This window comes from Paenibacillus sp. NPDC101420, from assembly GCF_050277435.1.
In the GTDB taxonomy this organism is placed as follows: Bacteria; Bacillota; Bacilli; order Paenibacillales; family Paenibacillaceae; genus Paenibacillus_AQ.
Window position 1 is genome coordinate 693,542 of the sequence record NZ_JBNNSE010000001.1, and the last position, 15,955, is coordinate 709,496.

The 15,955-nt window shown below is 45.6% G+C and carries 13 protein-coding genes; 4 read left to right on the plus strand and 9 right to left on the minus strand.

The genetic code is table 11. From position 1 onward, the window contains the following. Positions 1 to 21: 21 nt before the first annotated feature. Complete coding sequence (locus tag ACQKMP_RS03265; protein ID WP_042187201.1) at positions 22 to 321, minus strand: hypothetical protein; 300 nt, start codon at positions 319 to 321, stop codon at positions 22 to 24. Between the two features lie 49 nt (positions 322 to 370). Continuing rightward, on the minus strand, positions 371 to 1,264 hold the full coding sequence (locus tag ACQKMP_RS03270) for a LysR family transcriptional regulator (protein ID WP_427468811.1): 894 nt from the start codon (positions 1,262 to 1,264) through the stop codon (positions 371 to 373). Between the two features lie 131 nt (positions 1,265 to 1,395). Between ACQKMP_RS03270 and ACQKMP_RS03275 the strand changes: the two genes are divergently transcribed. Next, a complete protein-coding gene (locus tag ACQKMP_RS03275) occupies positions 1,396 to 2,136 on the plus strand; it encodes an SDR family NAD(P)-dependent oxidoreductase (RefSeq protein ID WP_427468812.1) in 741 nt (246 codons plus the stop codon). A gap of 344 nt (positions 2,137 to 2,480) precedes the next feature. Here ACQKMP_RS03275 and ACQKMP_RS03280 read toward each other — a convergent pair whose 3' ends face one another. Together ACQKMP_RS03280 and ACQKMP_RS03285 are read right to left on the minus strand one after the other, a co-directional pair. Beyond that, positions 2,481 to 6,101, minus strand: a complete 3,621-nt coding sequence (locus ACQKMP_RS03280; RefSeq protein WP_427469204.1) for a X2-like carbohydrate binding domain-containing protein — start codon at positions 6,099 to 6,101, stop codon at positions 2,481 to 2,483. Between the two features lie 367 nt (positions 6,102 to 6,468). Beyond that, positions 6,469 to 7,710: a purple acid phosphatase family protein gene (locus ACQKMP_RS03285; RefSeq protein ID WP_427468813.1), complete on the minus strand. Its 1,242-nt coding sequence runs from the start codon at positions 7,708 to 7,710 to the stop codon at positions 6,469 to 6,471. A gap of 219 nt (positions 7,711 to 7,929) precedes the next feature. On the opposite strand from ACQKMP_RS03285, the gene ACQKMP_RS03290 reads away from it, so the two are divergent. The 3 genes from ACQKMP_RS03290 to ACQKMP_RS03300 are packed head-to-tail and all read left to right on the plus strand — an operon-like array spanning position 7,930 to position 11,323. Further along, entirely contained in the window at positions 7,930 to 8,643 is a 714-nt protein-coding gene (locus ACQKMP_RS03290; RefSeq protein WP_076298420.1) for a polyphosphate polymerase domain-containing protein, read from the plus strand. A 23-nt stretch (positions 8,644 to 8,666) separates the two neighbouring features. Next, positions 8,667 to 9,374: a DUF4956 domain-containing protein gene (locus tag ACQKMP_RS03295; RefSeq protein WP_339248529.1), complete on the plus strand. Its 708-nt coding sequence runs from the start codon at positions 8,667 to 8,669 to the stop codon at positions 9,372 to 9,374. 29 nt (positions 9,375 to 9,403) lie between these two features. Continuing rightward, positions 9,404 to 11,323, plus strand: a complete 1,920-nt coding sequence (locus ACQKMP_RS03300; RefSeq protein WP_427468814.1) for a CotH kinase family protein — start codon at positions 9,404 to 9,406, stop codon at positions 11,321 to 11,323. A gap of 214 nt (positions 11,324 to 11,537) precedes the next feature. On the opposite strand, the gene ACQKMP_RS03305 is transcribed toward ACQKMP_RS03300, so the two are convergent. The 5 genes from ACQKMP_RS03305 to cysK all read right to left on the minus strand — a co-directional run bounded on the left by ACQKMP_RS03305 (position 11,538) and on the right by cysK (position 15,862). Beyond that, entirely contained in the window at positions 11,538 to 12,185 is a 648-nt protein-coding gene (locus ACQKMP_RS03305; protein ID WP_427468815.1) for a DUF1775 domain-containing protein, read from the minus strand. Positions 12,186 to 12,235: 50 nt separating this feature from the next. Further along, positions 12,236 to 12,901 (minus strand): response regulator, encoded by a 666-nt coding sequence (locus ACQKMP_RS03310; RefSeq protein ID WP_042187189.1) that lies wholly within the window; start codon positions 12,899 to 12,901, stop codon positions 12,236 to 12,238. Continuing rightward, on the minus strand, positions 12,898 to 13,671 hold the full coding sequence (locus ACQKMP_RS03315; protein WP_427468816.1) for a sensor histidine kinase: 774 nt from the start codon (positions 13,669 to 13,671) through the stop codon (positions 12,898 to 12,900). The genes ACQKMP_RS03310 and ACQKMP_RS03315 overlap by 4 nt, the downstream gene beginning before the upstream one ends. 290 nt (positions 13,672 to 13,961) lie before the next feature. Further along, positions 13,962 to 14,921: a hypothetical protein gene (locus ACQKMP_RS03320; RefSeq protein ID WP_427468817.1), complete on the minus strand. Its 960-nt coding sequence runs from the start codon at positions 14,919 to 14,921 to the stop codon at positions 13,962 to 13,964. A 20-nt stretch (positions 14,922 to 14,941) separates the two neighbouring features. Then, entirely contained in the window at positions 14,942 to 15,862 is a 921-nt protein-coding gene (cysK, locus tag ACQKMP_RS03325) for a cysteine synthase A (protein WP_042187183.1), read from the minus strand. Positions 15,863 to 15,955 lie beyond the last annotated feature (93 nt).

Here is a 15,955-nt window from a genome sequence, read left to right on the forward strand (position 1 = left end):
TCGGCTAATACTGCTCGCTTTTTACTTCTGTTTAAATATATGTATAAGATAATCTATAAGAAGTCCTAGAATCAGGAACGACCCAAAATGAATAACATACGTGGGAAATCTGACGCTGATTAATATACTGCTTGCAGCCCATTCCGTATTATTAACATCAACCATCCAGTTTGCAAAGGGCTTCATGAAAATCAGCGTATCTATAATTGGATTAAGTCGTACAAGAATGATGTTTGCGATCTCAATCCCCAAATAATCACCCAGACAGATGATGATACTAATAATCGAAAACCAGAAACTGAATTTTCTCCTTAAAAACATCAAGCACCGCCCTCTCTTTTTTTCCTAATACATACAATTCGTTTAAAATTTAAAATATCCTTGTCGCGGATAGCTCCTGCTTTAAAAAATGATACAATCTGGAGCTCGCCAGCTTCAAGGGATAATCCGAAAGTTTACATAGGATACCGCAGGTCATATCGATAACCTTTCCCTCCAGTTTTCGCACTACCGTTCCTGCAGGGGCCGGATTCAAGACTATCTCAGGGACAAGAGCGACGCCTAAGCCACTTTCCACAAAATATTTTAGAGCCGACATGCTTCCAATCTCCATAGTATCGAACGGTGCACCACCTGATTCCTGTAGCATACTTTCTAATTTTTTGCGATAAGGACAGTTTGCTGCCGTAATAAGTAACCTATGATCCTGTAAATCCTCTGGCGTGATATTCTCCTTGTAAGCTAGCGGATGCTCTTCTGGCATAAGTAACACAAATTCCTCCGTAAATAAGGGTTCAAAATAAAGCTCCTTACCCAGCTCTGGCGCTGAACATACAGCCATATCAATTTCGCCTCGCAAAAGCAGTTCACTGAGTGCAACGGTTCCCGCGATCTCCACGGAGACTTTCACTTTCGGAAACTGCGTCATAAAGCTGCTTAACAGCTGCGGCAAACGATAGCTCGCCGTCGGATCCGTTACCCCTATGCGGAGGTTGCCCGCCTCACCTATCTTCAAATCGACCAAACGGCTCTGCAACCGCTCCATATCCTTAACAATATGTAAGCTCTCTTCATAAAACAATCTGCCAGCTTCACTTAAGCTGATTTGTTTTCCCCGCTCAAGCAGTTGACATCCTAAGTCGGATTCAAGCCTCTGCATTTGCATCGTGACCGTGGATTGGGCATAATTCAATTCCTCTGCTGCACGGTTAAAGCTTCCTGAACTCACAATGGTTTGAAAGGTTTTTATTGTTTTTAGATCCATTCCTGAGCCCTCCACTACTTAATTCAAATAAATTGAACCAAACCTTCAATTAATTCAATTATACGAAATCCAATAATCACTATAGAATACTCTATATCAACAACATACGCCAACCAAAGGAGTGAATAAGGATGGATCTTAACAATAAAGTAGCCTTAGTAACTGGTGGAGGTACTGGAATTGGCAGAGCTGTAAGTCTAGAATTAGCCCGACGCGGAGCCCTTGTTGCAGTGAACTATTCTAGATCCGAGGCGGAAGGTAATGAAACCGTGAATACGATTATGAATCAAGGTGGACAAGCGATAGCAGTACAAGCCGATGTTTCTAAGGATCAGGAAGTGCGAAGTATGGTCCATTCGATTATTCAGCATTTTGGGACGTTAGATCTGCTGGTGAATAACGCCAGTATTACTAAACATATTGCGCTGGGTGATCTGGAAAAAGCAACGGAGGAAGTCTGGGATGAACTCTATGATGTAAATGTGAAAGGAATGTTTTTCTGCGCCAGAGCAGTTGCACCATATATGAACCTGAGCGGTTCAGGCACCATCGTCAATCTCGGCAGCATCGCCGGACAAACTGGCTTAGGCTCTTCCCTTCCTTATGCGGTCTCCAAAGCTGCTGTTCATGGCCTCACGAAATCTCTAGCCCATGCGCTAGCTCCAACTATTAGAGTGAACTGTGTCGCACCGGGAGCTGTTGCTACCAGATGGTGGTCTGGTCGAGAAGAACAGATGCATAAATTAGCACCTAATCTGCTGCTCCAGCGTCTATCATCCACTGAGGATATCGCTCAATTCGTCTGCGCGACACTCGAACAGGAAGCAATGACCGGACAGATCATTACGGTAGATAGTGGACAAACGTTGTAACAACTAAACAAATGGCATATCAATTGAAGCGCCGATAGAATAATTAGGGAATTTCTCCCTGTAATTCTGAAATATCTACTCATCCAAATAGTAATTACGGAAAACCTCCCTATAATTTAGCTGATTTGCTAGAAAATAAAGAAATCTCCCTGATTTTTAGGGAGGAATTCCTTGTTTTCGTTCATTTAAGGCTAAACTCGGCTATTTTCGGGGGAGTTATTCCCTAATTCCTCTCTAGCCTGCTCGATCGTCGTTTGGTCTATTTATTAAAGATAGAAGCTGCCCCAAAAGTAGAATTCTCTACTTCTAGGACAGCCACTATTGCATAAATATTGGTGATGTCTTTAGTTAGGTTCACTACCCCAAATCAAGTTTCCTGACACGTATGCTGGTGTTTTGCTCCAGTCCACATAGTTGGTATCTACCGCATTAAAGGAATAATCTCCGGTTTGAGTGTAATTCGTCCAATCCTCTTTAGACACACGCACCTGAATGTCGATGCTCGCACCCGCCGCAAGTGAACCTGCTGCACTTGAGAAACCAACCTCCAGATAATAATCCGCATTTGCTTTAGCTGTTGGCAATTTTACAAATGTTCCTGTTACATTCGCGCTTCCCACCTGTGACCAGTCGCAGAAGAAGCTTTGTGCCTTCTCACCATCAATAGTGTAATAGTATCTCACTTTCACATCAGAGAGTGTCACAGCACTTGTGCTCGTATTCACCAGCTTAAACTTTGGATTCAACGTATTTCCGGAAGCAGACAATGAACTATTATACATCTGTACTTTCAATGCTGCAGTAGGAGCTACTGTCGTATCCGCAATCGTGACAACCAAGGATTGTGTGGTTCCTGCACTAAACTCAAAGGTCAGCGTAGTGCTTCCCAACGCTTGGGTTGCCAGATACTCTTTCTTAATCGTTACTGTAGAACCACTCACTGTATAATCTGTGCTTGCTACGAGGGTGGCTGTTCCGTTTTTGATCGTGCTGAGCGTGTTTCCATTCAGCGTCATGGTTACTGCGACGTCGGCCTGATTCGCTGTTTTCTTATCAAAGCTTGCGGTTGTTGGTGTTATCGTGGAGTTACTTACTGGTGTTGTCGTATCCGTCACTGCAACCGCTAAGGATTGCGTCGCTCCTGCGCTAAAGCTGAACGTCAGCGTGGTCGTTCCTACCGCTTGCGTCGCTAGATACGCCTTTTTAAGGGTTACTGTTGAACCGCTGACAGTATAGTCCGTTCCAGCTGCAAGGCTTGCCGTTCCGTTCTTGATTGTGCTGAGCGTGTTTCCATTCAGCGTCATGGTTACTGCGACGTCGGCCTGATTCGCTGTTTTCTTATCAAAGCTTGCGGTTGTTGGTGTTATCGTGGAGTTACTTACTGGTGTTGTCGTATCCGTCACCGCAACCGCCAATGATTGATTAGCCCCTGCGCTAAAGCTAAACGTCAGCGTGGTCGTTCCTACCGCTTGCGTCGCTAGATACGTTTTTTTAAGGGTCACAGTAGATCCACTGACCGTATAATCTGTACCAGTAACCAATGTCGCCGTTCCGTTCTTGATCGTGCTGAGCGTATTTCCATTCAGTGTCAGCGTTACTGCGACGTCGGCCTGATTCGCTGTTTTCTTATCAAAGCTTGCAGTTGTTGGAGTAATGGTTGAGCCTGTAGCTGGTAGATTGACAGGATCAGCATACAATGTGCCTCGGCCATTCGTTCCGAGATATACACGTCCGTAAATTCTTGGGTCACCAGTAATCGCCATATTAATCTTGGCGTATTGGTGGGCATCGTCATTAATACGAACCCAAGTTGCGCCAACATCATCGGAACGGAAGACACCCCGCACGCCATCAATCTTCGCTACCGTGTATAATGCCATGTAAGTTTGACCCGGCGCAGCCTTTCCATAACCAATGAGATCAGCTTCTTGTACGTTGGTTAACTTCGTGAAGCTCGCACCAGAGTTCGTGGAGTGCCACAAACCATACTTATTCTCAGTCGTATTTCCTCCTGCAAACCAGATGTCACCTTCAATACCTGGTACTGCTGTCATGCTGATCTGAGCTTCATTCGGCTGTAATCCAGCTACATTATTGGTTGGGAAACCTGAAGCTGAAGTGGCAGTAAATGTAGCTCCGCCATCCACACTAACATAGAAGACCCCAGCAAAAAAACCATAAAATTTGTTAGCATTCACTCGGTCAGATGCTACTTTTGCTCCTACAGGTAATCCGGCGCTTGCTGTCCAAGAGTTACCTGTTGTTTTGGAGTAGTACACACCAATATCCGAGGTGCTCCACAAAATAGAGTTCCCACTTGCAGACACAGCTACTTGTCCATGCCCTACTGTTGTTTTGGTGCCATTTGACGGTTCGGAATTTGGCATGTACCAGTTCACACCACCATCGTTAGAGATACCAATGGATTTCATACTTGGTGTCTTCTCTTTATCTGCACTGCCTACCCGTACCATATAAGATGGACTCAACTCTGCATAGTCGATACTCATTGTTGTTGCCCATGAAGGACTGGTCTGGAATTTAGTTGGAGCTACCGACAAATCCTCATGACGGAAACCAGAAACGTCACCAAGTGCAGTGATCAAATGGGAGGTTCCCGTTGGCGGGCTTATCAGTCCGAGCACAGCCGTTTCCTCCACACCCTTGGCCATAACCGAGATATTCACCTTGCCTCCGGTATCCCATGAGGTCAAATTGTTCGAGCCATAAATGGTGGCCCCCGTCCCATACATCATCCGGTTAGAGTTGAAAGGATCAATTTCCAGATCGCCCATCATCCAGCCCAGTTTTGGTGAAGGATCAAGAGAGGTCGAAGTCGTTCCGTGATCGAGCCAAGGTGCTGCTGTGATATCCATACTGAACTTATAAGTTCGTTCTGGATAATTGCCCCAGTCCCAAATTCGGCTCCATGTTGCACCACCGTTAGTACTGCGGAAAATCACTTCATCAGGCCACCAAGCGTTTAAACTGGATACCATAACTGTGTTAGGATTCTGTGCATCCACAGCTAAACCACCGAAGCCATACCAATTATCCGTTCCGGTTGAAGGACTGATATTCGTCCAAGCACCGCTTGTTTTATTGTATTTCCAAACCTCACCTTTACTTCCGTCATAAGGACCTACACCATTGCTATAAGTAATATACAGATCGCCTGTAGATGAAAGCACGCCATGATGTGGCAAGTAGCCTGTAGGTTGTCCTGCCAGAGCTGTCCAAGTCACGCCTCCATCTGTACTGCGATAAACGCTGCTTGCTGTGTCGGCAACCCCTACGTATATCGTTTGAGTCGCATTGCCAAGTGTTCCTGTGCTCTTATCGAACGTAATCCAGGATAAGCCAACGAGATCATTTCCGTAATCCAGTGTCGGATTCTGAATATATGTTCCTACATTCGTAAAAGAGGTTACCTTCGACCAAGTAACACCGGAGTCCGTACTTTTCCAGAGCCCATTGCCACTTCTGGCTCCGAAGAATAAAATATTATTCTTATTCGGGTCAATGACAAGGCGTTCACCCGCAGAGCGGCCCGGCATATTGCCACCTACCTTAAAAGGCAGCGGAGTGGTTTGCCAGGTGTTTCCCCGGTCACTAGAGCGCATGATCTGACCGTTATTATCCCAGGAGTTAGTATAAGTACCTGTTGCCATATAGACTTTGTTCGGATCAATAGGATCTGTAGCAAGGGCATCTACACCATTCTTATTCCAATCGACCCAGCCTACGGAGTCACTAATCGAAGTCCAACTAGAGGTAGCCTGATTCCATCGATACGCACCCCCGATATCTGTTCTGGCATAAATTAAATTGGGTTCGGACTGATTAAAAATAATTCCGGGTACAAAACCACCGCCGGCTCCCGTTACAACACTCTTCCAATTGTAAGGTTCACTTGCGGCCGCATGAGTAGTAGCTGGGAATGCAGAGAATAAAGAGCCTATCATCGCGCCAAGCAGGATTAACAATCCAGTTTTTCGGATACGATTACGAATCACGTTTTACGCCTCCTACAATTTTATTGGTTTGCTTTTGCTTTCCTCCTACTCTGTATCCCTGCTTCTTCCCTCCCCCCTAAATTCGACTATTTAAATTTTTCTGATAACGCTTTCATTATAATGGTAATGTTTTTCATAATCGATAGAAAATGGTTGTATTTTCATGAAGTTTGTCTCTAAAAATCGTACCATTTTCACACCTTAGATTACATTTCACAAGCATAAATGCCTCCCCTAAGAGGAGTGTCAAATCAAAAATCCAGAAGAATCCCAAAAAAGCCCTCTCCACCCTAATGGTGAAGAAAGCTACTACTGGTTAATGCGTAAGCACAAATTCATCCAGCATCTTACCATCCACATCATAAGCCTGATAAGTCAAACTATCCTTGGTAACACTAATCCCTGCGAACATTTGCTTGTAGTTTTGAAAATGCACCGCATGATAGAACTGATCCTCTTTTTTCTCATTAAACTTCCCACCAGATGCATTGGTCACCACATATACCGTACCTTTTTTAGCACCTACCGGATTCTCACCTTCAGGAACGATTTTTCCAGCCCGCAAAGGGTAGGATCTGGAGTACTCATGATTATGACCCTGCAGCACCAGATCGACCTCATATGTATCAAAAATATCCGTCCAATCTTCAACCTTCTTATATGAATTGCCCCCGTATGCCGGACGGTGCATCGCAACAATCTTCCATTCCTTATCCGTGCTCTTCAAATCTTGCTTCAGCCACTCAGCTTGCTTTTTCAAATTGCTCTCCGTATTCAATACAGACACATGTACAGGACCGTAATCGAAGGAATACGAGGTGCCCGCAATAGAACCTTTTGCCCCGTTATCTGGCAGGTTGAAATGAGAAGTAAAGTCCGTCGCATCGTCATCAACCTGATCATGATTTCCCGTAACAGGCATTAAGGGTATCGCAGAAAGCAAGCCTTGCACGTTACCAAAAAATTGATCCCAGCCCGCCGAATCCTCCGGGTCCTCCGTTAAGTCACCATTATGCACAATAAACTTGGCCTCTGGAAAGGTCTGAAAGGCCTTGCTCAATGTCTTCCCCCACAGTTTAAAATCATCCGCCCTCTCCCCTTGAGAATCCGCGACGTTGATAAACGTAACACTATCTAGTCCAACCTCTTCCGTGGTAAATTCCGCAACTGAACTCCATCCTCCCTCAAGCCCGCTGCCCACTCTGTAAGAATATAACGTCCCAGGTTCAAGTCCTGTAACCTCCGCTTTGTGAAAACCTCTGGGACCATGGTCCGTTTTGATGGCGCTACTATTTGCTTCTACCCTTAGTACATCCGATTCTACAAAAGAGGACATCTGTCCCTTTACTAACTCCAGAACTCCTGCGGAATTGGAATCGCTAGTATACCAAGTAAACGCACGACTCGTTCCCGCATCTCCCTTAAAGGTGGTAACAAGATCATACGGGGCTGATGATTTCTTGGAGCTCCCGGATTTGGACCACTCCATCCCAACAGCCACCAAGATCAGAACAATCACTACTATCCCTAGGATGATGGCGAATTTATAGTCTTTCATCACGGCTCCTCCTTCATTTTTCTCTCTAGTCTTCTAACTAAGATAGCCTTCCAGAAAGTCAGAAGTCAAATCTATAGATCTATACTTTTGTTAACGCAGTGTAAAACATTCAGCTAACATTCAGTCTATTTTAAGTTAAGCATAAGGTCTGTCTCCTAGAATTAGTTGTGCAACAAGGTTAGCCAACGACAGAGATAGAGATAGAAACGAGGTGGGAAAATGAGTAACAAGCTTCAATTCCGGCATGAACTAAAATTCTTCATTAACTATCATCAATACCTTGTATTACGCCAACGATTACAGAGTTTGATTGATACAGACCAGCATGCCAATGAAAGTGGCGAATATCATATCCGCAGTTTGTATTTTGACGACATCAACAACTCGGCGCTTGCCGACAAACTCGGAGGTCTCAGAGAACGCGCCAAATATCGTATTCGTATCTACAACATTCAAGACAACATCATTCACTTTGAGAAAAAAATCAAAATGGACGATTATATCGCCAAAATTAAAGAGCCGCTGACCCGTCAAATGTACGACGAGATCATGGCAGGTAACTATGAGGTCCTGAATGTCCCGGACAGTCCACTGTTCATGGAATTATACAATCAGATGCGCCATAACCTTCTTCGGCCGAAGGTCATCGTGGATTATGTTCGCGAGCCCTATGTTTGCCACAACGGCAACGTGCGGATCACGTTCGATAAAGAATTACGAACCGGTCTGCATTCGACGGATATTTTTGATAAGGATTTGCATCCGATTCGGGCGATTGATGAGAACTTTATTATTTTTGAAGTGAAATTCGATGAGTACATTCCGGAATACATTAAGATTGCGCTGCAGTTAGAGGGGCTGAACAGACAGTCCGCTTCAAAATATGTGATCTGCCGCAAATTCTTAAAAACCAACACTTGGGAGGATTATTGATTATGAATGCATCACTAGCAACAATGGCAGCAACCGCAACAACAGATACAACCACAAATACTTTTTCAGATATCATTAAAAACTCGGTGATAGACAACTTTGTCTCCGATATAAGCATCTCGAAAATGCTAATCACGTTAGGTGTGGCTTTTCTGATCGGATACTTTATTTATCTGCTCTATAAACGTGTATTTAGCGGAGTGTTATACTCCAAAAGCTTCAACGTCTCGCTAATGGGCATGACCATGATTACAGCCACTGTCATTATCGCTATCAACTCTAACCTGGTTCTGTCCCTCGGTATGGTCGGCGCATTGTCCATCGTTCGTTTCAGAACGCCGATCAAAGATCCAACTGATCTGATCTTCTTATTCTGGGCAGCAGTCGCAGGGATTGTAACTGGCGCAGGCTTCTTCACTTTGGCTATTGTGGGTTCAATCATAATCGGTCTAATTCTGTTCCTCTTCATCAAGCATTCTTCTATCGAAACACCATATTTGCTGGTCATTAACTGTGATAGCGATGAGAGTGAACATGAAGTCCACAACCATATCACCAAATCCGTGAAACGCTACAACGTGAAGCAAAAAACAGTATCTGCAAACAATATCGAATTAACACTAGAGCTTCGTCTGGATGATAAAGTAGGTGGCTTTGTCAACACAGTTTCCGACCTTAAAGGTGTAAAAAATGCACTTCTGATTAGCTACAGCGGTGACTATGTATCCTAAACATAATAAGATGAAAGGCGGTGCCCCAGATGAAAGCAAGAGGTAAATCTATCCTGCTGAGTCTTTGTTGCCTGCTGCTGGTCATCGCTGTAGCTGGGTGCCAGAACGCAAGTCCATCGGCAACAAACGAAACTGCAACAGATTCTAAGGATAAGGTAGTCTCGAGCGACGAGAAAAATCTAGACGAGCAGGTCTTTCCAAAAGATAAGGTCGTCGATGTCAAAATCACTTTGGACCCGGATGATTTTCAGGATATGCTGGATAATGCCAGCGCGGAAGAATATAAAACCGCATCGGTTGAGTACAACGGCGTTAAATTCGATAACGTTGCCGTGCGGACCAAAGGAAATCTTAGTCTCAGAAGTGTAGTACAGATGACAGACTCTGATCGGTACAGCTTTAAAATTTCTTTTGATGAATATGTGAACCAGAACTTATTCGGCATCAATAAGATCAACCTGAATAACAATTACAGCGATGCTTCTTATATGCGTGAATTTCTGACCTATGAGCTCGCTGAGAGTGTCGGACTCCCGACGCCGAAATATTCCTTCGTTAATGTATACGTCAACGATGAACTGAAGGGCTTCTACCTCGCGGTGGAACAGATCGGCGACGCATATTTGGAACGCAATTTCGGGAACTCTTACGGCGCACTTTATAAAGGGGAAATGACCGGTCAGGGCAGTGACTTGACTTGGCTTGGTGACGACCCTTCCCTCTATACCGGATTAGTAATGAAGTCGGATAAATCTAACGATGAAATTCTGATCGATATGCTGAATGAGCTTAATAACGGCACCGATTATGAAAAATACATCGACGTAGAGGAATCGCTGAAGTATATCGCTCTAAATGCGGTCACGGCAAATATGGACAGTTATTTAGGTGGTAATAAACAAAATTATTACTTATATGAAGACGAAGGCGTCTTCTCGATCCTGCCGTGGGATTATAATATGGCTTTTGGCGGCATGGGCAGCGCAGACGTACTGATTGACGAGCCTACACAAGGCACGCTGGCTGAACGTCCTCTGATTGCGAAGCTACTTGCTAACGACGAATACAAAGCGAAATATCACGAGATCGTCAGCGAAATGATTAATGGCTATCTAGCGGATGATACGTTTCAAACTAGAATGGATCAGCTGGACATGATGATTTCCAGCTATGTCAAAGCAGATCCTTCTGCTTTCTACACCTTCGAGCAATATGAAGAAGGGATTAAGTCTGTTAAGACCTTCATGTCGAACATGGCTAAAAATATCCAGCAGCAGCTCGACGGAACCATCCCTTCCTCCGGTGACGGATCGGGAAGCGGTATGGGTGGTGGCATGGGCGGCGGCGGCTTTGGAGGTGGTGCTAGGAATGGCGCTGGTGCTGGAGAAGGCGCGAACGGCGCGGGTAACGGGCAGACTGGCGCGGGGGCGGATCAGAGCGCGGGTGGTGCTGCACCGAACGCCGAAAGCGGGCAAGCTGCCACGGATGGGCAGGCTCCTCAGGGCGGCGCAGGCGGTGAGCCCGGTGCCATGGGCGGACCGGCTATCCCTGATGCCGGCGCGGGTCCCGGCAGTAACACGCAAGCAACAGCTGGCGGGCAAGCTGCTCAAGGTGGTCAAACCAACACCGACGGGCAAGCCGCTCAGGGTGCGCAGACCAATACCGATGGGCAAGCCGCTCAAGGTGGATTCACTGGAGGGCCTGGCGGTGCACCGGGTGCCATGGGTGGACCAGCTATCCCTGAAGGTGGAAATGGCCCTGGCGGTGGCGGAATGGGTGGCGGTATGGGTGGCGGTATGCCTGGTGGCATGGGTGGTAACTTTGGCGGCAGTGCTGGCGCTATGCAGCAAAAAGGCAGCACGAGTGAAGCCATCACTACTGGGGTCGCGATACTTCTCTTACTGCTGACTGCAGTCTTTGTGACCTTCTATAAGCGGAAACGGCTGTAGCCAAGTAAAAGTAATTCACAACAAAAAAACATAAAAGAAGCTCCCGTCGTTTATCGGCTGGGGCTTCTTTCATGTCCTAAAGATCATATGCCAAATTTCCACAAAAAAACCGTGAACAGTCTCAAACTTCACTCGAGACTGTTCACAGTTATAAATTCAAACTTTTCTCTTATCAAAGTATCCAACTCAGATCACGGAATCCAACGATCTCCGCTTACTCTTTCCGCCCGCGCAATATACTTATAGCCGCTATTAAAAAGGCAAGTAAAGATATCCCGACTGCGATGTAGACCATTGGATTGACACTGTTTGATTTTTCCTCATCTTTCATAATAGCATTATGCTCTTCCATGCTCATGGAATCGCTCTTGACATTGGAACCGTGAGAATGTTCATCCCCACCGGAAGCTTGTACAATTGTAGTAATGGAATGCGGATTCTCTGTTCCAGCCTCACCGGACCATTGCACCAAGCTTCCATCGGCATAGTGCTGATAAGCATCCCATGCAATGTCGCCAGCGCCATCAGGGTTCTTGGCCGTAAAGTAGAAGCGTTGGAATTGCCCCTTCTGAATGCCCTCACCATTAGCTATCCAGCTAACCTTATTCCCCTCAATGGTAACATCCCATCCGGGTGTAGCCTCATATTGTTTAAACTCGGCACCTGCTGGAACTCGTAGATCAACTTGTACAGTTGCCACGTCTTTTTCCGAAGGAACCTTTAATGTATAAGTCTCCCATGCCCCCGTGCTAGATTGTGCTGGTGCCACGGTTACGTGCGCGCTAGCCACTGCTGCGAACAATAACAGTGTTGCTGCAGCTGGTGCGAATAACATCATTATTTTTCGAGATAATCTGTTCATAGTTAGCCTCTTCTCATCAATAATTATATATCTTCGTCCTTAATTCCCTGCTATACATCTTTCGAAAAATCTCGTTTACGCGAAGCAAGCCCTTGCTCCAAGGCATAACGCGTCAGCTGCGTTCGGTTTTGGAGTTGCAGCTTTTGGAGGATGTTCTTCAAATGGTTTTTTACGGTATGCTCCGAAATCCCCAAGCTCACTGCAATCTCCTTGTTTTTTGATCCAGAAGATACACAGCTTAAAATTTCTTTCTCTCTAGCCGTCAACGACTCCCCTTCATCCGTTACAGAGGGTACGGTGAACTCCTTCAAGATTTGAAAAGCCAGCTCCCGACTAAGCGGTGCTTCTTCATTAACAATGGCCTGCAAATATTGAATCCAGGTGGAAGGTGCCAGATTCTTTAGCAAATACCCCTGTGCTCCTTGCTTTAGCGCTTCGAGGAGGTGGGAAATTTCGTCCGATACGGTAACGATAACGATTTTGACATAAGGATATTCCTGCTTGATCCGGCGAGTCGTCTCCAGCCCGTCCATTTCCGGCATCTGAATATCGATTAGGATGAGATCAGGCATCCACTGGGCTGTGAAAGCGATCGCTTCAGCACCACTCTCCACTACTCCAATGACCTCAAAACTATCATCCATGGACAAAATCTCGCACATCGCCTCACGTGCATGCGCATGGTCATCTACAACTAAAACCCGGTATCGGCTCATGGACTGACTTCCCCTTTCGTAATTTCAACCTGGGTGCCTGTGTCACCAGAAGTCAGCCTAAGCTTCCAGCCCATCCCCTCGACACGTTCCTTCATGATCTGAAGTCCGTAGCTGCCACTCACTTCAAATGGATCATACTGAAATCCTTCTCCATTGTCTGTAACAACTACCCTCCAGTTCTTCTCATCGCCAGCGCCAGTAATTGAAACCAGTCCAGCTCGTGTATGCTTACGAACATTAATGATCGCTTCGCGAATACAGGATAACAATTCTGATTTTTCCGAAGGGGAGAGCGCATCATCTTGCAGGCTCCATTCGAGAGAGGCTTCAATCATAATCTCGTTCGCCATCTGGGTTAGCTGATCTTTTACCGACTGTTCCAATGAAAAAGAACTCTGCTCTGAGAACGGAATCTTCAGATTGGCAATGGCCTGCCGCACATAACGGTTCACCTCATGGACCGTCTTTTTGATCTGATCCACATTTTCCTCACTGACCTCACCATTCTTGCGGCTTGCTTCTAACCGGTCGATTTTGACAGATAAGAGAAATAAAGATTGCGCCATTCCATCATGCAGTTCTTTGGCAAGTCCTTCCCGAGCCTTCATTGCATCTTTAAGCGCACGTTCCTGCTCCAGCTCCCGCTGATTCCGTTCCATAAGAGAGAACAAAGGGACGAGCAACACAAGACTGACTAAAAACACCAGGACTGGCGTCAAATAGTTCCCCAAATCCATAGAAATATAAGGCATTAGAAACTGGTGACGCACAATCTCCCAGATCCCCACCATTAGCGTTGGCAATAACAGGATCATATACTTTATTTGTTTATACGTTGCCGTCCCCTCCTGCACATCTTATGCTTAACAATATCACCGTCTCATCTAAGCGACATGACTCGATCGGGCTATATAGACCCATTAATGTTACAAATTTAAGTATTTTAAAAGGTGATTGCTGACATTCATAATATCATAAGCAGGCTTTCTTATATTGTAGCAAAAAAAAGATACATCTCACGATGCACCATGTCATTTCTACTTTTACTGCGAAATCCTACCTAAAGTGGTGAAGTATAACGTCCATATTGGATATCCATTTCTTTAAACGAATCTCCCTCTCCTTTCAGAAAAAACGTATTTACTCCCTCTGAGCCCCACCAATTCAGGCCGAGTAATGGGCCCTCTGAGGTATCAGCAGCAAAAAGGATGGAGAACATTTCAGGCATAACCTCTCCGCCATCATCCACCCGCCAGACCGAATATTCATCTCCTTGAATCACCGCTGGATAGTCCATGAAGGTAAATTCATCTTTTTCTTTCCAAACGAGACTAAATAACATATTCTGATCCAGCCTTACGAATTGAACGAGATACAGCTGTCGATCTGTAGATAGGTCTGCCAGCTTCCAGATTTTCTGAATTTCACGTTTTTTCGTATCTACAATACGCTGTCGAATACTTTCCTCCACAGTAGATAAAGCTTCTTGACCCTCTAAGGATTCAATAGGCAAAAGCGCATCAACCTTAAAGTCTGTTTGATCCGTCAAATAGTAGGTTTCATCCGGGGTCGCACTTGCTTCTTCCACCGTAAAAAGATAACCCGCCAGATTTACAAAATTATGTGCCATCTCCCGGCCATTGCTGTTCTCTGTTCCATCCTGCCATTTATTAAATTTAACCTTTAACACATTCCCCTGATCACCAATAGCCTCATTTAATTGTGCCATCTCCTGATCCAGCCCTTTTTCATGCCCGGTAACTAGAATATTCCGCCCCTCTGCATCCGCAAAGCCAAAATTCGTCTTCAGCTTCTCAGTATCTAGATAAGCTTCAGTCTTCTGCTTGCTTGGAGTTGGTAATGGCTCTGCGCTTGGAGGAAGCGTTGGTGAAGGTAGTACAGTTTCAGCACTTTGTTCCGGTGTAGACTCAACATGATCGCCATCACTGGTCATAGAGTTGTTGCTGGAACAACCCACCAACATAAGAGCAATAAAGAAACTTACCATAAGCTTATTCATTCTTTTTCCTCCAAACGAAGTTAGAATATTCCCATGCTCAGGTAACGTTCCCCCGCATCAGGTGCAATACATAGCACTCGCTTGCCGGCCCCGAGGCGCCGTGCTTCCTGCAATGCTGTCCATACTGCGGCTCCACCTGATGGTCCAAGCAGAATTCCTTCCTGTGCTGCCAGCATTCTCACGGTATTCAGTGCATCTTCATCCGAAACTTGAACAATTTCATCGTAGACCTTTGTATTCAGAATGGCGGGTATAAAGCCCGGACTGGTTCCAACCAGCTTATGCGGTCCAGGCTTTCCACCGGATAATACTGGTGAGCCCTGCGGCTCAACAACTAGAATGCGAATATCTGGAAGCTGCTCACGCAACACTTCCCCAGTTCCAGTTATCGTACCACCTGTTCCCGAAGAAGCAACGAACACGTCCAGCTTCCCTTCCATTTGCTCCATAATTTCAAGAGCTGTCGTAGTACGGTGAATGTCAGGGTTCGCTTTGTTCTCAAATTGCTGTGGAATAAAGCTGTTTGCCACTTCTTTCCCTAGCGCAATTGCTTTTGCAATAGCTCCCGGCATCCGCTCCGCTGCAGGAGTCAGCACAACTTCAGCGCCATAAGCCTTTAGAATATTGATTCGTTCCTTCGTCATATTGTCAGGCATGACAAGAATCGCTTTATAGCCTTTTGCAGCGGCATTCATAGCCAATCCAATGCCTGTATTTCCGCTTGTCGGCTCTATAATGGTCCCTCCGGGCTTCAGCAGCCCGGCTAGTTCTGCTTGCAGGATCAGATTATAAGCTGCTCTATCCTTTACACTGCCACTGGGATTGAAGCGTTCCAGCTTTACATATAGTTCTGCATCTTGGGGGGTGGTCAACCGATTTAGTCGCACAACCGGTGTATTCCCAATCAGCTCAGTTATATTGTTAACAACTAGTGGTGTCATATATAGTGCCTCCTTCATTACTTTACATACCCTTCATTGTAACTTGAGTGGCACCTCCTGTCGATTCTGGAGCTTGCAAGCTCCCTAAGTTAA

Bases quoted from the DNA above. Each gene is read 5' to 3' on its own strand.
- ACQKMP_RS03265 (WP_042187201.1), bottom strand. From the start codon at position 321: ATGTTTTTAAGGAGAAAATTCAGTTTCTGGTTTTCGATTATTAGTATC.
- ACQKMP_RS03295 (WP_339248529.1), top strand. From the start codon at position 8,667: ATGGCAGCAACCGCAACAACAGATACAACCACAAATACTTTTTCAGAT.
- ACQKMP_RS03290 (WP_076298420.1), top strand. From the start codon at position 7,930: ATGAGTAACAAGCTTCAATTCCGGCATGAACTAAAATTCTTCATTAAC.
- cysK (WP_042187183.1), bottom strand. From the start codon at position 15,862: ATGACACCACTAGTTGTTAACAATATAACTGAGCTGATTGGGAATACA.
- ACQKMP_RS03270 (WP_427468811.1), bottom strand. From the start codon at position 1,264: ATGGATCTAAAAACAATAAAAACCTTTCAAACCATTGTGAGTTCAGGA.
- ACQKMP_RS03305 (WP_427468815.1), bottom strand. From the start codon at position 12,185: ATGAACAGATTATCTCGAAAAATAATGATGTTATTCGCACCAGCTGCA.
- ACQKMP_RS03300 (WP_427468814.1), top strand. From the start codon at position 9,404: ATGAAAGCAAGAGGTAAATCTATCCTGCTGAGTCTTTGTTGCCTGCTG.
- ACQKMP_RS03320 (WP_427468817.1), bottom strand. From the start codon at position 14,921: ATGAATAAGCTTATGGTAAGTTTCTTTATTGCTCTTATGTTGGTGGGT.
- ACQKMP_RS03280 (WP_427469204.1), bottom strand. From the start codon at position 6,101: ATGATAGGCTCTTTATTCTCTGCATTCCCAGCTACTACTCATGCGGCC.
- ACQKMP_RS03310 (WP_042187189.1), bottom strand. From the start codon at position 12,901: ATGAGCCGATACCGGGTTTTAGTTGTAGATGACCATGCGCATGCACGT.
- ACQKMP_RS03285 (WP_427468813.1), bottom strand. From the start codon at position 7,710: ATGAAAGACTATAAATTCGCCATCATCCTAGGGATAGTAGTGATTGTT.
- ACQKMP_RS03275 (WP_427468812.1), top strand. From the start codon at position 1,396: ATGGATCTTAACAATAAAGTAGCCTTAGTAACTGGTGGAGGTACTGGA.